We start from the raw sequence: 18,833 nt of genomic DNA, 5'->3' as shown, positions 1-18,833 counted from the left end.
AGATGGGGCGTTCTTTGTATACTAAAAGAAAAGGAGGTGGACCGAGATGGAGCACCCATTCGCAGGACAACTAGAGGTCGCGAACAACGGCTATGCCGGCATCATCGACCCAGAACTTTACGTGAACGATCGTTATCACGGACGCTGGACATTAGCGCGCTCTGTACAGATTGAAGGCGTGCCCGTCTTGCTCCAACGACAGTTCGAGAACGGAAAGAACAATTGTACGTTGACGTCCATCACCGCCATCTTCCGTTTCTATCGAGACCATGGGTATAGGAATATTCCAGATGACGTGACGCAGATTCAAGAGGATGTGCGCGAGATTGCCTTCATGCATCATTTCAAAGACGAGAAAGGGACACCTCCGACTCAAATCGCCACCATCATCACGAAACTGTGGAAGCGATACGGATACGTTGGTCGAGGCAGTTCCCGCTATCTATGGAAATGGTCGACGTTCGAGCGTGAGCTGAAAGCAGGTCGCCCGTTTGTATTGAACATGGCGAACGGCTTCTATAAAAATCATTCCGTCACGGGAATCGGCTATTTGCAGTTTGAAAAACGGGGATTTCCCGACGTCGTCTTGTTGGCCGTGCTCGATAATCGTTCAAAAGACGTGCGCTATATCGACTTCAACGAATTCAATTTCTGGGGAAGCATCACGCGCGTCCATCCGCCAGCCACTCGTCCATAATCGCTTCAATCGCTTGCCCGATTCGTAACAGATGCTCGCGCTTGGCATATGACCCGTAATGTAGTCCGTTTGAATCACGGCCACTCCCGAGCCCGACGAATACTTCAGATGGTTTCATATGAAGTCCGATCATCGGGATACCTGATGCATGGCGCCCGATTTCATAGGTGATGGCAGGGTATGTCGTGAGTTGTCCTGTTGTAGAGAAGCCAGTGAAGGCACGACAGTTATCCCGTCCGAGTACAATCAATCGGGTCGGTTTAATATATGTAATCGTGCGTTCCAATAACTCAATCGAGGTCGGATGCTCCATCCAGTCCCGCCCGGTCTTCATCTTCCCCATCTGTTCATACGTGGCGAACTTGAAAAAATCGACGTGAATGACAGAGTTCGAATCGTCATAAAACGACCGTCCCATCCCATTTAACAGCGCCTCGAGTTTGGCGCCACTTTGTTTTCCGAACCAGCTCGTCGTCGCGCGACCTGATTCGAAATAGGCTGATGCCCATTCAATCGTTTGTCGCAGCGCCTCTTCATTCCCGAGGTAATCTTCCAACGAGAGCGTCTCCCGCCAATAGAACTTTTGGTGTTTCCCCGTTCTCGGTGTCCCGTCTCGATGGAGAAACTCGCCGCGTGACGGATTCGTCCCGATGGTCAGCCATTGATTCGGACCAGGCCGACCGTACCAAAGAACAGGCGACGCCTCCGGAATCAATCCCTTTCCAAACGGTGTGTCGCAGATGGCCTCTTGAAATCGGATTGCGTCCTGTAACAGTCGTATCGCCTCCATGTCATCCCTCCTCTCCCGTTCGTTTCCCGCTTTCGGCGGTTTGTAAAATACGTTATAGTGAGAGGACGAAGCCAAATAAAGGACGTGTACACATGCGCATCAATAAATTCATCAGTGAATCAGGCAAGGCGTCCCGTCGCCAAGCCGACCGTCTCGTCGAAGAGGGACGCGTCACCATCAACGGGAAAAAAGCAAAAATCGGCGACCAGGTAAAACCAGGGGATGAAGTCCTCGTCAACGGTTCGGTCGCACGTGTCGCACGAAACAACGTGTATATCGCCGTCCATAAGCCGGTCGGGATCACGAGTACGACAGAGAAGAAAGTAAAAGGGAACTTGGTCGACATGGTCAACCATCCGCTCCGCATCTTCAACATCGGTCGTCTCGATAAAGACTCAGAAGGTCTCATCCTCATGACGAACGATGGCGATATCGTCAACGAGATCCTTCGCGCAGAAGGCGAGCACGAGAAAGAATACATCGTCTCGGTCGATAAGCCGATTACCCCGGAATTCGTCGAACAAATGGAAGCCGGCGTCAAAATCCTTGGACAGAAGACACTTCCGTGTAAAGTACGTCCGCTCTCGAAATTCGACTTCAACATCACCCTCACACAAGGACTCAATCGCCAAATCCGTCGGATGTGTGAGGCGCTCGGATACGAAGTGTTCCGTCTTCAACGTGTGCGTGTCATGAACATCACGCTCGGGAAACTCCCACCTGGACAATGGCGCGATCTTTCGAAAAAAGAGCGTGAGCAGTTGTTCCGCGAATTGAATTACGAACCGAAAGAATGGTACTAAAATAAGCCTAGACGCGCGTCTAGGCTTGTTTTTTATTTCGCCGTTACGCCACCGTCTACCGGAAGTTCGATCCCGCTAATATGATTCGCCTCGTCCGAAGCGAGGAAGAGGACGGCTGCTGCCACCTCATCCGCTTGTCCGAGATTCGGCAAGGCGATTTGATTCAAGAAGTGCTGCTTATAGTCCGGATGTTCCATATGCGGCGCACTCATCGGTGTCACGATGTACCCTGGATGCACAGAATTGACCCGAATGTTTTGCTTCCCGTAATCGACGGCCGCTGCTTTCGTGAGAGAACGGACAGCACCTTTTGAGGCCGTGTATGCCCCGGCACCTGCCATACCTGTCAGTGCTGAGATGGAGGAGATGTTGACGATCGATCCTCCGCCATTTTCTGTCATGAGCGGAATCGCATACTGTGTCCCTAACATGACCCCATCGATGTTGATGCGATACGTGCGCGCCCAGTCCTCTTCTGTCTGTTCCAAGAACGGTTTCGCGAGTGCGATTCCGGCATTATTGATGAGGATATCCAATTTGCCACACGTCGCTTCCACTTCTGCAAACACGTCTTCCCAGCTTGAACGTGAGGTCACGTCATGCTTCACCGCGATGGCTTCCCCACCTTGTGCACGAATCGACTCGACTACGCTTTGTACCCCTTGTTCATTGATATCTGTCGCGACGACCGTCGCTCCTTCTTTGGCGAATAGACGTGCCGTCGACTCTCCCATACCGCTTCCTGCCCCTGTGATGACCGCTACTTTCCCCTCTAAACGCATTGTTCCAGCTCCATTCGTTAAATTATGATAGTCTAACTATCATAATAATAATTGGATGTGACATTAATCTCAACGAAACTGCTCGAAGACGATATACTTATGACAGACAATGAGGTGATGGAATTGAGTAAACGACAACAAAACAAAGAAGAACGAATCCAGCTGATTATCCATGAGGCCGAACGCTTATTTTTAGAGAATGGCTTTGAGAAAGTTCAAATGCAGGACATTGCGAATGCGGCAGGGATTGGGGTAGCGACACTGTTTCGCTATTTTCCGAAGAAAGACCAATTGATCGTCGCAGCGGCCGTCAAGAATCTACAGCCGACACTCGAGCGATTTGAACAATTTGTGGATGAGGAAGGCACCGCATATGAACGGCTCGAGATCATCTTGAACCACTTTTTCGAGATGCAGTTGGAGCGGACGGACCACGCCCGTTTTCGTGAGGCGTTCGAGAGCTATGCATCGTTCGTCGCCACACCCCTTCCTGGCATCGAGACATACATTGACGTACAACGACGAATCATGCAGACACTTGAACCGTTGATTGAAGAAGGGAAGCGTGATGGCTCGTTTCGACCAGATATCGATGTGAAAGTGACAATTGTTACAATCATCAATGCATTCGGGACATTCGGCAACAACATCATGTTGAAGTCGCATATCAGTTATTTAGAGAACGATATCGAACCGGCTGTGCAAATCAACGCATTAAAAGAGATGTTGCTCGCCTCCATTCGGGCATAAGAAAACCCCTTCATCGCGAAGGGGTTTATTCGTGCAGTTCTAACGGTAGGCCATCCGGGTCAAAGAAGAATGTCATCTTCTCCCCTGTGAAATCATCGCAACGAATCGGTTCTGTCATAATCCCACGTTCGTTCAATTCGGCGACGACGGACTCGATGTCCTCGACCTTGAAGGCCAAGTGGCGAAGACCACATGCTTCCGGAAAACTTGGACGCTCGGGACTGTCTGGTTTGATGAACAGCTCGAGCTCATATGTACCGAGACGTAAGTCGATTTTGTGATCCTGCTTCTCCGGGCGGTGGTGTTCTCGAATCACTTCGAATCCGAGTGCCTCGACATAAAACTGCTTGGCTTTATCGTAATCCGACGCAATGATGGCGACGTGATGAATCGTATGTAAGTCCATCCTTCTACCCCCGTATACAAAAAATGAGCACCTCTCACTAGAGGTGCTCTCGAAAGTCTACCGCGACGGACCACGCTCCACAACGTGCTCCTCAAGGGAATGTCCGCCGTCTTACATAGACCAGCTCATCGCATGTACTCAACTATATGCGAATCAAGCCTTCTCGTCAATCTTTTCTTGAAATCCAGTTGACATCTTCCTAATTTTTAGGATAATCAATAGTGTTAGCACTCTTTATGTTAGAGTGCCAAAATGAAGAGATGAAAAGGAGAACGATCATGACAAAGAAACAGTTTCAAACGGAATCGAAACGAATTTTAGAGTTGATGGTCCACTCAATCTATACACATAAGGACATCTTCTTGCGCGAGCTCATCTCGAACGCGAGTGACGCCATCGACAAGATGTATTATCGCGCCCTTTCCGACGAGAGCATCGAATTCAACAAAGACGATTACTTCGTCAAAATCGAACTCGACAAAGAGGCACGGACCATCACGATTCGCGATACAGGAATCGGGATGACAGAAGAAGAACTTGAAACAAACCTCGGAATCATCGCAAAAAGCGGTTCGCTCGCCATGAAACAGGCGACGAAGATGGAAGAAGACCATAGCCTCATCGGTCAGTTTGGGGTCGGATTCTATTCTGCATTCATGGTCGCTGACCGTGTGACCGTTCGGACTCGCTCGATTGATAGCGAGCAAGGATACGTATGGGAGTCTGAAGGCACAGACGGCTATTCGATCGAGCCGACAGACAAGGCGGACATCGGTACGGAGATCACGCTCCATTTGAAAGCAGACACAGAAGATGATGCGTACTCGTCATTCCTCGAAGAATATGAGATCCGTTCGCTCATCAAGAAGCACTCGGACTTCATCCGCTACCCGATCAAACTCGATGTGACGAAACATCGTCAAAAAGAAGACTCGGAAGAGTACGAGGATTATAAAGAAGAAGAGACTGTCAACAGCATGGTGCCGATTTGGCGGAAGCGTAAGAGCGAGTTGACAGACGAAGATTACAAAGCATTCTATCACGAGAAGCGCTACGGTTTTGATGAGCCGCTCAAGCATCTTCACTTGAACGTCGATGGGACGATTCGTTATCAATCGATCCTCTACATCCCGTCAACGGTTCCGTTCGACTATTACACGAAAGAATTTGAGAAAGGGCTCGAGCTCTACTCGAACGGCGTGCTAATCATGGAGAAGTCACCAGACCTCTTGCCGGACTACTTCGGTTTTGTTAAAGGAATGGTCGACTCAGAAGACCTCTCCCTCAACATTTCCCGTGAAATGTTGCAGCAGGACCGCCAGCTTCGCGTGATTGCGAAGAACGTGAAGTCCAAAATCAAAGGCATGCTCGAGAAGATGCTCCAAAACGAGCGTGAGGACTATGAGAAGTTCTATGAGTCGTTCGGTCGTCAATTGAAGTTCGGTGTGTATGACCAGTTCGGCGCAGCAAAAGATGAATTGAAAGACTTGATTCTCTTCCATTCTTCTCATGAGAAGAAACTCGTCTCGCTTAAAGAGTACGTCGAGCGGATGAAAGAAGACCAGAAGTACATCTATTACGCGACAGGTGAATCGATTCATCGCATCGACCTCTTGCCACAAGCGGAGCGTTTGAAAGAAGAAGGATACGAGATCCTCTACTTCACAGAAGAAATCGATGAGTTCGCGATTAAGATGCTTCAGTCGTATGACGACAAAGAGTTCAAGTCGATCGCGAGCGGCGACCTCGGTCTCGATGACGCGGAAGCGAAATCGCTCAACGAAGACAACCAAGACTTGTTCACCTTCATGAAAGAAGAGCTCGGGGACCGGGTCAAAGAAGTGCGTGCCTCGACACGCCTCAAGTCGCACCCTGTCTGTCTGACGGTCGCAGGCGACGTCTCAATCGAGATGGAGAAAATTCTGAATGCGATGCCAAACGGCGGCGGCATGAAAGCGGAGAAAGTGCTCGAAGTGAATGCTGACCACTCTATCTTCCAGACACTCCAACGTGTATATAAAGAAGATGAAGCGAAAGCGAAACAATATACAGACCTCTTGTATCAACAAGCCCTCCTCATTGAAGGGTTACCGATTGAAGATCCGGTAGCGTATTCGAATGCGGTGTGTGCGTTAATGGCGGAATAACGTAAAAAATAGTTGAGACGGGTATAAAGTCGTCTCAACTATTTTTATTGTACAAATATGACTAGAAAATATAAAAAATGTCATAACTATTTAAGAATTTATCCAACTCAATTGAGCAGAAGCTTCTTGAATATTCTTCTCATCAGTATTAAGAATATGGAGAACCGCCTTTGCAATATGCCACCCAAGTACTGGTGGTACCGCATTTCCAATCATCTTATATGCTGACGAGGCTGAAACATTAAAATGGAAATCATCAGGGAAAGATTGAATACGTGCGCATTCTCGAACAGACAAACGTCTCCACCCAGACATATCATTTTGATCAGCCAATAAAGTTCGATAATGAGCTTCAATATTTCCGTGATGTTCCGCACGAATTGTACAAGATGGCTTATCTCCAGAAATTCTCATATTTCCTTGCATTTTTTTACCCGGATAAAACTTTGCTCGCGAATAGTCTTTACTAGTGTGATTTAATACATCAGGTGAATCAATTTTATCCCACAAATCATCAATAGCCTCGCTAGAAGTTACCCATGGTAAAAGTTTAGATTCTTTATAATTTTGATCATGAGTAGGTGCGGGATAAAACACTGGTGATAACACATCATTTCTAACTCCGATTATAATTACTCGTTTCCGTGTTTGTGGTATACCAAAATCAGCAGCATGCAAGACCTTGTATTGAACTCTATACCCAATTTCCTCAAAATCTTGTAATATAATATCAAGCGCTGATGTATCAAGACTTGCTTTTTCACTCTCATTTTTTTGTCGCTTATTCATTCTAATTCCATCGACGTTTTCTGCCACAAAAACTTTCGGATTAGAGTGTTCAACCACTTTCATCATGTACTCGTACAGTCTGCCACGTTCGCTAGATAAGCCTTTTCGTTTTCCAGCTAAAGAAAAATCTTGGCAGGGAAAACCACCAACTACCACATCCGCTTGTGGGAGTGTAGAGATATCTAACTCCATAATACTTTTTTCTACAGGTTTGTGTTTCAAATTATGCTCGTAAACTTTAATTGCAGCAGTAAAAATATCGTTTGAAAAATTAATTTCGAAAGGATTTTGAGAGTAATGTTTATTTAAATATTCAAAACCCCCCAAAAATCCAAGATCCATTCCTCCACACCCACTAAAAAGAGATAATACTTTATATTTTTTATTTGGTAATGTTACTTCATCATTTTCCCACACATTTATCTCTTGAGGATGGGCATTATAAAAGCTATGCATAGTCATATTATCTCCTCATTATTATCAGTTAATATCGTTAACTTACAGTATATCAAATTACACAGAAAAAAGTTTATATTCTAACTTAAAAGGGGTTCTTTTAATTGAGTTTAAAACCTTTAGAAACACTTTTAACCAATACAAGAAAATATATTGAAGGTAAAACGTATAGCAATACAAATATTTCGGGAGAAAAATTTGAATATGAAGTGTATAAAGTAATGGAAAGTATTGCAAAAAAAATACCGAACGACATCTCGGTAGCTCAAACTGGCGCTCAAACCTTCCCCGATATTATTATCACTATAGATTCTATGACATATGGCATAGAAGTGAAATATTCTAAATCCGGGCATTGGACTTCATTAGGGAATAGTGTTTTTGAATCTACCTCCGTACAGAATTTAAGTGAAGTTTTCATTTTTTTCGGAAAAAAAATCTCCAATCACTCTATTTCAGTAAAATTTTGTGAGTATAGCTCGGCATTGATTGACATTAAAGTCACTCATTCTCCTCGCTTTTTTATCGACATGGAAACCACATCAACAAATGACGGATTTATTTTAAAGGAAGCAAATTCTTATAATGATTTCAGAGAAGCGACCTCTGATCAAAAAATCCAGTGGATTCAGTCTTATTTTAAGGCAAAAAATTTAAATGACTCTAAGTGGTTTATAGAGAGCAAAAAAGAGGAACAAATTCTTCAATCTTCAATCCGACCGTATAACGAATTGAACTATAACGAAAGATTATTTTTAGTTACAGAAGCTTATGTTTTATTCCCTGAAATTATTTCAAGTCTTAAAAATCCTAATAAGTATCATAAAGTTGTTGTTTATTGGCTTACTGAATATCAAGTTTATTCTCACAACCTTCGAGATATATTCAGTGCCGGAGGAAAAATTAAAATTTCATTTGATAATAAAGATTTTGAAATACCTCGTTCCGTTCACAATTTATCTACTAATATTGAACTCATTTTTAATTACTTGCAAGACCCAATAAACGAATCGAAATTAAGATCGGCTTGGGGATTGGAGAATAGTAGTATAGGTAAGATAGATTATAAAGAACATTGGAAATCGGAAGTTTTACAGTATCTCAATTCTGAACATAAATTATATATATCACAGTTTTTTTAAAAATTTATGGAGGGAAAATGTCTTTCAATTCTAATAAAAAAAATAATATGAAGTATGTAAAATCTAAAAATACTAACTTAGAAATGAAAGTTCGCAGACGATTATGGAAAGAGGGAATTCGCTACAAAACAAATGTTAAATCACTGTTCGGTACACCGGACATTGCGTTTCCCAATTTAAAAATTGTCGTATTTATCGATTCTTGCTTTTGGCACGGATGCCCCCAACACTTTCGGCTCCCTCCAAAAAAACAGGAGTTCTGGAAACTGAAGATACAACGTAATACTGAAAGAGATAATGAAATTTCCCGGCATTACATCGAAGAAAATTGGACAATACTTCGCTTTTGGGAACATGAAATCAACAATAATTTAGAGAACGTAGTTACTACGATTATTTATTATGTAAATGAAAAAAGTAACCTCAAAAAATAAAAGAATTCAGTAATAATTATTACTGAATTCTTTTATTTTTCTCTTTAGGCTGTCTCTAATTGATAATGTATAAGCACAATTCAGATTTATTGTTCCTATTATTCTTAGATTAAAATCATTTGATCACAATAGATAAACCAAAAAAATATGTAATCGTTTTCTTTCCTTTTATTAAGCCAAATTCGGATAATCCATTGATATTCCTAATACTTCAACAGCATGCAAACGCCTTGACAATTCTAGCTCGTTATATGAAGTTAGTATTACATTATAATTATTCTAGTCGAGATAGAAACGCTAGAGTAAAAAAACAAGGAGGACATAACCCATGTCATTAATCGGCAAAGAAGTACTACCATTCAAAGCACAAGCATTCCAAACAGGTGAATTCCTCGAAGTTACAGAGAACGATCTCAAAGGCAAATGGAGCGTTGTCTGCTTCTACCCAGCTGACTTCACATTCGTCTGCCCAACTGAACTCGAAGACCTTCAAAACGAGTACGCTACACTCAAAAACCTCGGTGTAGAAGTTTACTCTGTCTCAACAGACACACACTTCACACATAAAGCTTGGCACGAAACATCTGAGAAAATCGGAAAAATCGAGTACATCATGATCGGTGACCCATCACACGTCATCTCGCGCAACTTCGACGTCTTGAACGAAGAAGATGGCCTTGCAGACCGTGGTACGTTCATCATCGACCCAGACGGTGTCATCCAAACTGTCGAGATCAACGCTGGCGGCATCGGCCGTGACGCGAGCACGCTCGTCAACAAAGTCAAAGCAGCACAATACGTACGCAACAATCCAGGCGAAGTCTGCCCAGCGAAATGGGAAGAGGGTTCTGAAACACTCCGCCCAAGCCTTGACCTCGTCGGTAAATTGTAAGGAGCGATTGCATGTTAGAAGCAGCGATTAAACAACAGCTCGACCAATATCTCCAGCTCATGGAGGGCGATGTCGTCCTCCGTGTGAGCGCTGGGGAAGACAAAGTCTCAAACGAGATGCTCGAGCTCGTCAACGAACTCGCCAGCATGTCATCACGCATCTCGGTCGAACGCGCGACACTCGAGCGTACACCGAGCTTCAGCGTGAATCGTCCATCTGAAGAGACAGGAATCGTCTTTGCGGGGATTCCACTCGGACATGAGTTCACATCACTCGTCCTCGCCCTCCTCCAAGTGAGTGGGCGCGCACCGAAAGTCGATGCGGACACGATCAAACAAATTCAAAACATCGAAGGCACGTATCACTTTGAGTCATACATCAGCCTCAGCTGCCACAACTGTCCTGACGTCGTACAAGCGCTAAACGTCATGAGCGTCCTCAACCCGAACATCACCCACACGATGATCGACGGAGCCGCGTTCAAGGATGAAGTGGAAGCGAAAGAGATCATGGCTGTCCCGACAGTCTTCTTAAACGGAGAATCGTTCGGGAACGGTCGGATGTCACTCGAAGAGATCTTATCGAAACTCGGCACAGGTCCTGACGCCTCTGCGTTCTCGGACAAAGACCCGTACGACGTCCTCGTCGTCGGTGGCGGTCCGGCTGGTGCGAGTGCTGCCGTATACGCGGCTCGTAAAGGAATCCGTACCGGAATCATCGCGGAGCGCTTCGGTGGCCAAGTGATGGACACGATGGGCATCGAGAACTTTATCGGTACCGCTTATACAGAAGGTCCAAAACTCGTCGCAAGTCTAGAAGAGCACGTCAAAGAGTACGGCATCGACGTCATGAACCTCCAACGCGCGAAGCGTCTTGAGAAAAATGACCTCGTCGAGATCGAACTCGAGAACGGCGCTGTCTTGAAGAGTAAGAGTGTCATCCTCTCAACCGGTGCACGCTGGCGTAACGTCAACGTCCCAGGTGAGGCAGAGTTCAAAAACAAAGGTGTCGCTTACTGCCCGCACTGTGACGGTCCTCTTTTCGAAGGGAAACGTGTCGCGGTCATCGGTGGCGGTAACTCTGGGATTGAAGCGGCCATCGACCTCGCTGGTATCGTCAAACACGTGACGGTCCTCGAGTTCGCTTCTGAGCTCAAGGCCGACCAAGTGCTTCAAGACCGACTTCACAGCCTCCCGAACGTGACTGTCATCACGAACGCTCAGACGACAGAAATCACGGGTACGGACAAAGTGAACGGGATCTCGTATGTGTCTCGTGAGACAAACGAGTCACATCATGTCGAACTTGAAGGCGTCTTCGTCCAAATCGGTCTCGTCCCGAACACGGACTGGCTCGACTCGGTCGAACGCAACAACTTCGGGGAAATCGTCGTCGACCGTCATGGCGCGACGAACGTCCCAGGTGTGTTCGCTGCAGGAGACTGCACGAACAGCGCCTACAAACAAATCATCATCTCGATGGGTTCTGGTGCGACAGCCGCACTCGGCGCCTTCGACTATATGATTCGCAACTAACAAAAAGACTCGCACTCATCATAGAGGGCGAGTTTTTTTTACAGTTCAAATGTTTTCCCCGAATCCGGGATGAATAAGATCGATTCCCCTCTCCTCGTCTCAAACCGATAGCCTACCCGAGGCGTGAATGGGTTCCATTCTGCCCCGGTCGTCGGTACGCTTTCCATGTACGTCACGTCATCGTACGTTTTATTCAACGTCTCTTTCGCTTCCGCTACCGAATAACCCGGTACGGATAACACGATTCCAATGCTTACGCTGATCACCCCAAACAACACAACCCAACGAGTCGACGTTGGCTTTCGAAACTGGGCCAAGACCAAGATTGTGATCATCCATCCGATTGGCACTCCAAATGTCGCCGCATTCCCATACCACTGCGCATTGATGATCAACAAACTGACCATCACCATACTTCCAACCATCCACCACCACTTCATGAACATCACCTCTTCTTCATTATCCCAAAATCAGGAAATGACTCAACATCTTTTATTCGCATTGATGTATGATAACTTATAATGTATGATATACAGTATAAAGAAGAACGAATGAAGGAGGCGAAGAAATGTCCGATGTAAAAGCCTCGTTAGTGACAGAATTGCGGCGCGGCACGTTGACGATTGCAGTGCTCAGTCAGTTGAAGACGCCACAGTATGGCTACTCGCTCGTTCAGGCGTTACTTGATGCCGAGATCAACATCGATCAGAGTACGCTCTATCCGCTCTTGCGTCGACTTGAAAAGCAAGGACTCGTCACGAGTTCCTGGGATACGACGGAGAGTCGACCACGCAAGTACTATGTGCTCAGTAGGGACGGAATGGATATTTTGAATGAGTTGTATGTGGAATGGATGAACATGTCGAAGACGTTAACCCGTTTAATCGAAGGAGGAAATGATCATGAATCTTCGTGATGTGTATATCGATGAAGTCACCTCTCGAATACCAGAGTCGATGCGTCAAGACGTCGCACTGGAATTGGAGTCGACCATCGATGACATGACCGGAAATGACCCGTCTGAAACGGCTTTATTTGAAGCGTTGCGCCAGCTCGGCGACCCTCATGTTCTCGCTGCTCGCTATGCGAACCGACCGCTCTATCTCATCGGCCCCGCCCTCTTCACACAGTATGTGAACATCATCAAGATCGTCTTACCGATTGCCGTCACGGTCATCACGATTCTCTCGATTATCGGTTATTTGACCAACCCAATTGATGATACGTCTTGGAGTCAATTCTTGATTCAAGCATTCCTTCAAATCGTAGCCGCCATCTTCAACGTCGTTGTCCAGACGCTATTTTGGATCACCCTCACATTCTTCATCATCGAACGCGCCGTACCTGAGGGCGAAGTCCCCTTCTCTAGTTGGAAACCTGAGCAACTCAAGAAAGTGAAACCCCGTTCGACCTCAATCTCTTTTGGTTCGATCCTGTTTGATGTTGTCGCCACCGTTTTGATGGTCGTATTATACGTCAACGCCGAACAGTTGATTCGCGTCGTCACGGATGGCGAATCCTATCCTCTACTCAATCCGTCGGTCTTGGATCGATTCTTACCGCTCGTCATCGCTTTGGCCGCCTTCGGCATCGCCATCGCCATTTACAAATGGATCGTACGACATTGGACGAAGCCGCTCGCCTTATGGAACGCGCTCTTCAATATCATATGGATTGTCGTCACGGCGCTCATTTTACTGCAACCTGATTTGATTTCTTCTAATGCCCTCTCATTGATTGCTGAGCAAATCAACATTGATATCGGAACGATTAGTCGTTGGGGCGTATGGGGTGTCTTACTCACCATCATCATCGTATGTATCCTCGATTTGGTCGAAGGTTTGATTAAAGCATTTCGTCGTTGACCTCACATTCAAACGTTTTATTTCCGAGGAAAGTGGAATAGCGGAGAAGAGAATGGATTTTGAATGGGGAGGCATTTGATGGGTATTCCAACAATCAAGTTACATGACGGTTATGAGATTCCGGCGATTGGGCTCGGGACGGTTTATTTGAAAGGCGAGGCAGGCGTCGACGCGATGACGTGCGCGATCCGAAACGGGTATCGACTCATCGATTCGGCGATTCGTTACGATAATGAAGGTGCTGTCGGTGAAGCGGTTCGCCAATCCGGCATCCCGTGCGAGCAGCTTTTCTTAACATCAAAATTGCGCGCGCAATATTATGACTATGACCAGGCACTCGAGATGATTCGGGAGTCCCTGTATCGGGCAAACCTCGATTATTGGGATTTGTTCCTCTTGCACTGGCCAAATCCGAAGCAAGACAAGTACGTCGAGGCATGGCGCGCCTTGATTCAGGCGAAGAAAAACGGATGGATTCGCTCCATCGGGGTCTCGAACTTTATGCCGGAGCACCTTGACCGCTTGATTGAAGAGACCGGAGAGACACCGGTCATCAACCAAATCGAGCTACACCCGTACTTCTCGCAAGTCGAGCAACGACAAGCCGACAAGGAGCGTGGTATCATCACAGAGGCTTGGAGCCCGCTCAGTCGCGCCCGTACGGTCATCCATGACGAGAAGATCACAGAGCTCGCGAAACAAAAAGGAAAGAGCGTCTCTCAAGTCATCTTGCGCTGGCATATCCAGCTCGGTGTGATTCCGCTCGCCCGCTCGTCTAGCGAGTTGCATCAGAAAGAGAATCTCGATGTCTTCAACTTCGAATTGTCCGAGGAAGAGATGGAGACACTTAATGCGTTGACGAAGCCAGATGGTCGCATCGATGACCAAGACCCGCGAGAATACGAAGAATACTAAAAAAGATTGAGCCGACGAGGCTCAATCTTTTTTATTCAAACGCCGGAATCGCTGTTTCTGCATAGTTTTCTTCTAAGAATGCACGGACTTCGTCACTCGTGAGCGCCTCACCAAGTTTTTGGATGGCTTCGTCGTCCTGGTTGTCCTCACGTGCGACGAGCGTGATCGCGAAGTCGTTCTCGACACCTTCTGTTAGGAGTGCGTCACTCTTCGGCGTCAAACCGAGCGGTGCCGCGTAAGCCGGTGTCATCAAGACGGCGTCGACATCATCGTACGCACGAGCGAGCATCAAGAGGTCGACCTCTTCAAACTTGTAGTTTTTCGGATTCGATGTGATATCCGCTTGTGTGTAGTACGTGCCTTCTTTCTCCCCGAGCTCGATCACGTCATGCTGTGCGAGAAGCGAGAGCGAACGGTCAATGTTCGATACGTCGTTAGCGATAGCGATTGTCGCGCCTTCCGGGATGTCTTCCATGTTGTCGTAGTTTTTCGCGTATACACCGTAGTTCGCGAAGTAAATTGGTTCGATCGGAACGAGATTCGCATCGTTGCTACGATTGAACTCTTCCATGTACGGAACGTGTTGGAAGAAGTTCGCATCGACTTCTTTCGCCGCAAGTGCCGAGTTCGGTTGGACATTGTCTCCGAGGACAACGATTTCGAGTTCGATGTTTTCTTCTGCGAGCTGTTCTTTTGCGATTTCAAGCATATCTGTCATCGGTGGGATGAGTGATGCGACTTTCAATGTCTGTGGTTCGTTCGATTGCTCCGTTTGTGTTTCTGTATCGTTCCCGCATGCTGCGAGGACGAGTGTGAGTGAGGCAAAAAGTGCCATCAATTTTTTCATATTCATTTCCTACTTTCTGTTTAGCGTTTGTCGATGATTCGTGCCACGGTCGTGCCCGTGAATTGGATCAACTGCACGAAGACGAGCATGATGAGAATCATATAGAGCATGAGTTCTGTCTGAAATTGCTGATACCCGTAACGGATGGCAAAGTCACCGATGCCACCGCCCCCGACGACCCCCATGATTGTCGAGTACGAGATAAAGCTGATGATGGATGTCGTCAACCCGAGGACGAGACCGGATCTGGCTTCGACGTAAAGAAACTTGAAGATGATGTCTTTCACCGATGCCCCCATCGAGAGCGCCGCTTCAACGACACCGCGTGGAACATCAATCAATGACTGTTCGACGAGGCGCGCATAATGCGCGATAGCAATGATGGAGAGCGGTACGGTCGCTGCCGCTGTACCGATGGCCGTCCCGATGATCAGCCGTGTAAATGGAATCAAAAACACGACGAGTAACAAGAACGGGAATGACCGGACGATGTTCACAACCAAGTTGAGGACGGAGAAGACGATTTGGTTCTCTAACAGCTGTCCTTTACGTGAGAGGTAAAGCCACGTACCTAATGGCAGTCCGACCAAGATGGCGGCGAGGATGGATACCCCAACCATAATGAACGTCTCAGCGATGGACTGCCAAATTTCAGACTGATAGCGTAACAAGATCTCAGGCATCCGGTTCGCCCTCCTTCCGTAGCTGTTCGACGAACCAACTTGGATTCTGATCGATGGCAACTACGCCTGTCGGTTCCTGTTCAATCGTCTCATGAACGGCTCCGTCTGCCATGACGGTGACACGATGACAGATTTGACGAATGACATCCATCTCGTGCGTGACGAGGACGATGGTGACACCGAGTTGTTCGTTGACCGATTGCAAGACGCGAAGCACTTCTGCCGTCGTATTCGGGTCGAGGGAGGACGTCGGTTCATCGCAGAGAAGGACATTCGGCTCACTTGCGAGTGCCCGAGCGATGGCGACACGTTGCTTCTGTCCCCCACTTAATTGCGCAGGATATTTATCTCGATACGCTTCAAGTCCGACAAACTGGAGACATTCCATCACACGTGCCTCCCATGACGCCTTCGGTCGTTTCGCGAGCTTCAATGAGTCGAGGACATTATCAAAAACGGTCTTGTTGGCGACAAGATTAAATTGTTGAAAAATCATACCGATCCGATGTCGCTTCTTGCGTAGTTCCCGATTGGAGAGTTCGGTCAACTGGTCGCCATCGACTGTGACACTTCCACTATCGGGTCGTTCTAATACATTCATCAATCGAAGAAGCGTTGACTTGCCGGCACCACTTGCGCCGATGATGCCATAAATCTCACCTTTTCGAATGTGAAGCGATACATCGCGAACGGCCATCTCTTGTCCATAACGCTTATGGACGGACGACAATGTGATCATGGCGGACATCCTTTCTACATCTCGTGAGTGAGTCAACCGTTTACCATTTTAGCGAAGTAAAGAGTCGCTGTCAGGTCATGTGCTCACATGAAAAGAACCGCACTGCGGTTCAGAGTGGATGTCGCTTGAAATGTTCGGCGATGTGTCGTTTCATGGCATCTCGATTTTCGGCGAAGATGCGATGACGATGACCATTTCCACCAGAGGGGTGTGGGAACCCGCTCACAACGCGATCCTGATTCAAGAGACCGCGCTCCACCAACAATTCCACGGCTCGCCTCACATTTACGCCCATCGGTAAAATAAGTGCGTCTTGAAGATGTGCCATCTCTTCAGCGAAGATTCCTTCCACATACGGTCGAAACAGGTCCGTTCGAATCATATCCGGGCTCGACCCGTTATAGTTCTTCCCTTTATAAAAGACCGGGTAAGGAAGTACCGCCGTATTTTGTACGAGATGGTTCGCTGATCCGAACAAATCAAGGGAGGACCCGATTCCTAAATGACGATGCAAATCTAAATCATCCAGCATCGTCACCAAGTTCTTTCGAATTGGACCGGAAAAACTGCCACGTTGTTTGACGGCTCGAAGCGCCTCTTCGTCTGTCGCATCCTTCAAGTCGCGAATCGCCTCGAACGACTGACGCATCTGATAGAAGCCTGGCGTGATACCCGCGATGACGACTTTCGCATCCGGGTTGATGTATTCGAACGGCGCGTAATAGATGTCGAGTTGTTTTTTTTCATCACGGTCTAACAAAAACGGTTCACTTTTTAACGTCTCTTCCTCCAAATTCGATAACTGCAAAATTTCCGATTTATATGTGTGGAATAACTCTGTTCGCGTCATATAAATGTGACTCCTTTCATCTGCTTCTTCCATTTCTATTTCCCTAAATCTTCATGTGACAAAAGTTCATCTCGTAGACACATGCTATACAAGAATAAAGCGCTTTCATTCTGTTTTTTGTGATATTCTGACGGTGTGATTCAGAGTGTTGTTTCGGCAGAGTCGCTAAATTCTCACAAGGAGTGTGTTCAAACATGAAAGCAGTCGTTGTCAATTCAGCAAGCAAAGCCAACATCGAAGTCGTCGAAAAAGAAATTCGTCCATTACAGGCGGGTGAGGCGCTTGTCGATGTCGAGTACTGTGGCGTGTGTCACACGGACCTTCACGTCGCGGCTGGTGACTTCGGGGATGTGCAAGGACGCGTGCTCGGTCATGAAGGGATCGGGATTGTGTCTCAAATCGCGGACGATGTCACGAGCCTAAAAGTCGGGGACCGTGTCAGCATCGCCTGGATGTATCATGCATGTGGTCGCTGTGAATATTGTACGACGGGACGCGAGACGTTCTGCCGAAACGTTCAAAATGCCGGCTATAGTGTGGACGGAGGCATGGCCGAACAAAGTATCGTCGTAGCCGATTATGCCGTCAAAGTGCCGGAGGGCTTGGATCCTGCACAAGCATCGAGCATCACGTGTGCCGGTGTCACGACGTATAAGGCGATTAAAGTGGCAGACGTGAAGCCTGGAGAGACAGTCGTCATCTACGGATGTGGTGGTCTCGGGAACTTGGCCATTCAATATGCGAAACATGTCTTCAACGCGCACGTCATCGCCGTCGATTTGAACGATGATAAGCTTGAACTCGCCAAAGAGAGTGGTGCCGATCTAACCATCAATCCATCGACCGAGGGAGATGCGTCCGACATTGTTCAAGAGAAGTTTGGTGGAGCACACGCCGCGGTCGTCACAGCTGTCTCAAAAGTCGCCTTCAACTCAGCCGTCAACGCGGTACGTGCTTGCGGGAAAGTGGTCGCGGTTGGTCTTCCTTCCGAAACGATGGACTTGAACATCCCTCGTCTCGTTCTTGATGGAATCGAAGTCGTCGGCTCGCTTGTTGGGACACGAAAAGATTTAGAGGAGGCTTTCCAATTCGGGGCCGAGGGACTCGTCGTCCCAGTCGTCCATAAACGCTGCCTTCACGAGGTTCAAGACGTGTTCGAAGAAATGGAGCAAGGGAAAATTCAAGGGCGGATGGTCATCGATTTCAAAAATAAAGACTGTCAGTAAAAAACGAGGCCACGTGCCTCGTTTTGTTCTAGATTGACGTTGACGGGGTATAGTTGCTTTTGTATAGTTAGGAACGTCTAAAAAC

21 protein-coding genes are annotated in these 18,833 nt (G+C 47.1%); 12 read left to right on the top strand and 9 right to left on the bottom strand.

Annotated features, from left to right (window positions below):
• Positions 1-46: 46 nt before the first annotated feature.
• Positions 47-697 carry a C39 family peptidase gene (locus tag KNO87_RS09895; RefSeq protein WP_214795890.1) on the top strand — a complete coding sequence of 217 codons (651 nt, stop codon included), beginning with the start codon at positions 47-49 and terminating at the stop codon, positions 695-697.
• On the opposite strand, the gene KNO87_RS09890 is transcribed toward KNO87_RS09895, so the two are convergent.
• A complete protein-coding gene (locus KNO87_RS09890) occupies positions 663-1,487 on the bottom strand; it encodes a hypothetical protein (protein ID WP_214795888.1) in 825 nt (274 codons plus the stop codon). The two genes, KNO87_RS09895 and KNO87_RS09890, sit on opposite strands and share 35 nt — an antisense overlap.
• A gap of 92 nt (positions 1,488-1,579) precedes the next feature.
• Here KNO87_RS09890 and rluF point away from each other — a divergent pair, with 92 nt between their 5' ends.
• Entirely contained in the window at positions 1,580-2,290 is a 711-nt protein-coding gene (gene rluF / locus KNO87_RS09885) for a 23S rRNA pseudouridine(2604) synthase RluF (protein ID WP_015880301.1), read from the top strand.
• A 32-nt stretch (positions 2,291-2,322) separates the two neighbouring features.
• Here the strand turns inward: rluF and KNO87_RS09880 are convergent, their stop codons facing one another.
• A complete protein-coding gene (locus tag KNO87_RS09880) occupies positions 2,323-3,072 on the bottom strand; it encodes an SDR family NAD(P)-dependent oxidoreductase (RefSeq protein WP_214785485.1) in 750 nt (249 codons plus the stop codon).
• Positions 3,073-3,195: 123 nt separating this feature from the next.
• Here KNO87_RS09880 and KNO87_RS09875 point away from each other — a divergent pair, with 123 nt between their 5' ends.
• Positions 3,196-3,822 carry a TetR/AcrR family transcriptional regulator gene (locus tag KNO87_RS09875; protein WP_214795886.1) on the top strand — a complete coding sequence of 209 codons (627 nt, stop codon included), beginning with the start codon at positions 3,196-3,198 and terminating at the stop codon, positions 3,820-3,822.
• A gap of 25 nt (positions 3,823-3,847) precedes the next feature.
• Here KNO87_RS09875 and gloA2 read toward each other — a convergent pair whose 3' ends face one another.
• Entirely contained in the window at positions 3,848-4,228 is a 381-nt protein-coding gene (gene gloA2 / locus KNO87_RS09870) for an SMU1112c/YaeR family gloxylase I-like metalloprotein (RefSeq protein WP_214795884.1), read from the bottom strand.
• A gap of 278 nt (positions 4,229-4,506) precedes the next feature.
• Here gloA2 and htpG point away from each other — a divergent pair, with 278 nt between their 5' ends.
• Positions 4,507-6,375, top strand: a complete 1,869-nt coding sequence (htpG, locus tag KNO87_RS09865; protein ID WP_214795882.1) for a molecular chaperone HtpG — start codon at positions 4,507-4,509, stop codon at positions 6,373-6,375.
• A 90-nt stretch (positions 6,376-6,465) separates the two neighbouring features.
• Here the strand turns inward: htpG and KNO87_RS09860 are convergent, their stop codons facing one another.
• Entirely contained in the window at positions 6,466-7,620 is a 1,155-nt protein-coding gene (locus tag KNO87_RS09860; RefSeq protein WP_214795880.1) for a DNA cytosine methyltransferase, read from the bottom strand.
• 104 nt (positions 7,621-7,724) lie between these two features.
• On the opposite strand from KNO87_RS09860, the gene KNO87_RS09855 reads away from it, so the two are divergent.
• The 4 genes from KNO87_RS09855 (at position 7,725) to ahpF (ending at position 11,623) form a co-directional block, all read left to right on the top strand.
• A complete protein-coding gene (locus KNO87_RS09855; protein WP_214795878.1) occupies positions 7,725-8,762 on the top strand; it encodes a PDDEXK family nuclease in 1,038 nt (345 codons plus the stop codon).
• Positions 8,763-8,779: 17 nt separating this feature from the next.
• Positions 8,780-9,196: a very short patch repair endonuclease gene (locus tag KNO87_RS09850; RefSeq protein ID WP_214795876.1), complete on the top strand. Its 417-nt coding sequence runs from the start codon at positions 8,780-8,782 to the stop codon at positions 9,194-9,196.
• A gap of 328 nt (positions 9,197-9,524) precedes the next feature.
• Positions 9,525-10,088, top strand: a complete 564-nt coding sequence (ahpC, locus tag KNO87_RS09845; RefSeq protein ID WP_015880295.1) for an alkyl hydroperoxide reductase subunit C — start codon at positions 9,525-9,527, stop codon at positions 10,086-10,088.
• An 11-nt stretch (positions 10,089-10,099) separates the two neighbouring features.
• A complete protein-coding gene (ahpF, locus tag KNO87_RS09840) occupies positions 10,100-11,623 on the top strand; it encodes an alkyl hydroperoxide reductase subunit F (RefSeq protein ID WP_214795874.1) in 1,524 nt (507 codons plus the stop codon).
• A gap of 38 nt (positions 11,624-11,661) precedes the next feature.
• Here ahpF and KNO87_RS09835 read toward each other — a convergent pair whose 3' ends face one another.
• Positions 11,662-12,063, bottom strand: coding sequence for a hypothetical protein (locus KNO87_RS09835; protein ID WP_214795872.1), 402 nt, complete (start codon positions 12,061-12,063; stop codon positions 11,662-11,664).
• A 128-nt stretch (positions 12,064-12,191) separates the two neighbouring features.
• On the opposite strand from KNO87_RS09835, the gene KNO87_RS09830 reads away from it, so the two are divergent.
• The 3 genes from KNO87_RS09830 to KNO87_RS09820 all read left to right on the top strand — a co-directional run bounded on the left by KNO87_RS09830 (position 12,192) and on the right by KNO87_RS09820 (position 14,403).
• Positions 12,192-12,539, top strand: a complete 348-nt coding sequence (locus KNO87_RS09830; protein ID WP_214790047.1) for a PadR family transcriptional regulator — start codon at positions 12,192-12,194, stop codon at positions 12,537-12,539.
• Positions 12,526-13,488, top strand: a complete 963-nt coding sequence (locus KNO87_RS09825) for an HAAS signaling domain-containing protein (RefSeq protein ID WP_214795870.1) — start codon at positions 12,526-12,528, stop codon at positions 13,486-13,488. Before KNO87_RS09830 ends, KNO87_RS09825 begins: the two co-directional genes overlap by 14 nt.
• Before the next feature lie 78 nt (positions 13,489-13,566).
• Positions 13,567-14,403, top strand: coding sequence for an aldo/keto reductase (locus KNO87_RS09820; protein WP_214795868.1), 837 nt, complete (start codon positions 13,567-13,569; stop codon positions 14,401-14,403).
• A 31-nt stretch (positions 14,404-14,434) separates the two neighbouring features.
• Here the strand turns inward: KNO87_RS09820 and KNO87_RS09815 are convergent, their stop codons facing one another.
• From KNO87_RS09815 to KNO87_RS09800, 4 genes are all read right to left on the bottom strand, one after another.
• Complete coding sequence (locus tag KNO87_RS09815) at positions 14,435-15,250, bottom strand: MetQ/NlpA family ABC transporter substrate-binding protein (RefSeq protein ID WP_214795866.1); 816 nt, start codon at positions 15,248-15,250, stop codon at positions 14,435-14,437.
• 20 nt (positions 15,251-15,270) lie between these two features.
• Positions 15,271-15,933, bottom strand: coding sequence for a methionine ABC transporter permease (locus tag KNO87_RS09810; RefSeq protein WP_214790040.1), 663 nt, complete (start codon positions 15,931-15,933; stop codon positions 15,271-15,273).
• Complete coding sequence (locus tag KNO87_RS09805; protein WP_214790038.1) at positions 15,926-16,672, bottom strand: methionine ABC transporter ATP-binding protein; 747 nt, start codon at positions 16,670-16,672, stop codon at positions 15,926-15,928. The genes KNO87_RS09810 and KNO87_RS09805 overlap by 8 nt, the downstream gene beginning before the upstream one ends.
• Before the next feature lie 109 nt (positions 16,673-16,781).
• Positions 16,782-17,522 carry a hypothetical protein gene (locus KNO87_RS09800; protein WP_214795864.1) on the bottom strand — a complete coding sequence of 247 codons (741 nt, stop codon included), beginning with the start codon at positions 17,520-17,522 and terminating at the stop codon, positions 16,782-16,784.
• Positions 17,523-17,716: 194 nt separating this feature from the next.
• On the opposite strand from KNO87_RS09800, the gene adhP reads away from it, so the two are divergent.
• Complete coding sequence (gene adhP / locus KNO87_RS09795; protein WP_214790034.1) at positions 17,717-18,748, top strand: alcohol dehydrogenase AdhP; 1,032 nt, start codon at positions 17,717-17,719, stop codon at positions 18,746-18,748.
• The last annotated feature ends 85 nt before the right edge of the window (positions 18,749-18,833 follow it).

This window comes from Exiguobacterium sp. s34 (assembly GCF_018617435.1).
Classification (GTDB): domain Bacteria; phylum Bacillota; class Bacilli; order Exiguobacteriales; family Exiguobacteriaceae; genus Exiguobacterium; species Exiguobacterium aestuarii.
Note: the sequence above shows the minus strand (reverse complement) of the source record. Positions and strands in the feature narration are given on the sequence as shown.

What these genes read in the sequence shown, in the direction of transcription:
- rluF (WP_015880301.1), top strand. Translation starts at nt 1,580, where the DNA reads ATGCGCATCAATAAATTCATCAGTGAATCAGGCAAGGCGTCCCGTCGC.
- htpG (WP_214795882.1), top strand. Translation starts at nt 4,507, where the DNA reads ATGACAAAGAAACAGTTTCAAACGGAATCGAAACGAATTTTAGAGTTG.
- gloA2 (WP_214795884.1), bottom strand. Translation starts at nt 4,228, where the DNA reads ATGGACTTACATACGATTCATCACGTCGCCATCATTGCGTCGGATTAC.
- KNO87_RS09860 (WP_214795880.1), bottom strand. Translation starts at nt 7,620, where the DNA reads ATGCATAGCTTTTATAATGCCCATCCTCAAGAGATAAATGTGTGGGAA.
- KNO87_RS09825 (WP_214795870.1), top strand. Translation starts at nt 12,526, where the DNA reads ATGAATCTTCGTGATGTGTATATCGATGAAGTCACCTCTCGAATACCA.
- KNO87_RS09805 (WP_214790038.1), bottom strand. Translation starts at nt 16,672, where the DNA reads ATGATCACATTGTCGTCCGTCCATAAGCGTTATGGACAAGAGATGGCC.
- KNO87_RS09895 (WP_214795890.1), top strand. Translation starts at nt 47, where the DNA reads ATGGAGCACCCATTCGCAGGACAACTAGAGGTCGCGAACAACGGCTAT.
- KNO87_RS09800 (WP_214795864.1), bottom strand. Translation starts at nt 17,522, where the DNA reads ATGACGCGAACAGAGTTATTCCACACATATAAATCGGAAATTTTGCAG.
- KNO87_RS09820 (WP_214795868.1), top strand. Translation starts at nt 13,567, where the DNA reads ATGGGTATTCCAACAATCAAGTTACATGACGGTTATGAGATTCCGGCG.
- ahpF (WP_214795874.1), top strand. Translation starts at nt 10,100, where the DNA reads ATGTTAGAAGCAGCGATTAAACAACAGCTCGACCAATATCTCCAGCTC.
- KNO87_RS09810 (WP_214790040.1), bottom strand. Translation starts at nt 15,933, where the DNA reads ATGCCTGAGATCTTGTTACGCTATCAGTCTGAAATTTGGCAGTCCATC.
- KNO87_RS09880 (WP_214785485.1), bottom strand. Translation starts at nt 3,072, where the DNA reads ATGCGTTTAGAGGGGAAAGTAGCGGTCATCACAGGGGCAGGAAGCGGT.
- KNO87_RS09830 (WP_214790047.1), top strand. Translation starts at nt 12,192, where the DNA reads ATGTCCGATGTAAAAGCCTCGTTAGTGACAGAATTGCGGCGCGGCACG.
- KNO87_RS09850 (WP_214795876.1), top strand. Translation starts at nt 8,780, where the DNA reads ATGTCTTTCAATTCTAATAAAAAAAATAATATGAAGTATGTAAAATCT.
- KNO87_RS09815 (WP_214795866.1), bottom strand. Translation starts at nt 15,250, where the DNA reads ATGAAAAAATTGATGGCACTTTTTGCCTCACTCACACTCGTCCTCGCA.
- adhP (WP_214790034.1), top strand. Translation starts at nt 17,717, where the DNA reads ATGAAAGCAGTCGTTGTCAATTCAGCAAGCAAAGCCAACATCGAAGTC.
- ahpC (WP_015880295.1), top strand. Translation starts at nt 9,525, where the DNA reads ATGTCATTAATCGGCAAAGAAGTACTACCATTCAAAGCACAAGCATTC.
- KNO87_RS09890 (WP_214795888.1), bottom strand. Translation starts at nt 1,487, where the DNA reads ATGGAGGCGATACGACTGTTACAGGACGCAATCCGATTTCAAGAGGCC.
- KNO87_RS09835 (WP_214795872.1), bottom strand. Translation starts at nt 12,063, where the DNA reads ATGAAGTGGTGGTGGATGGTTGGAAGTATGGTGATGGTCAGTTTGTTG.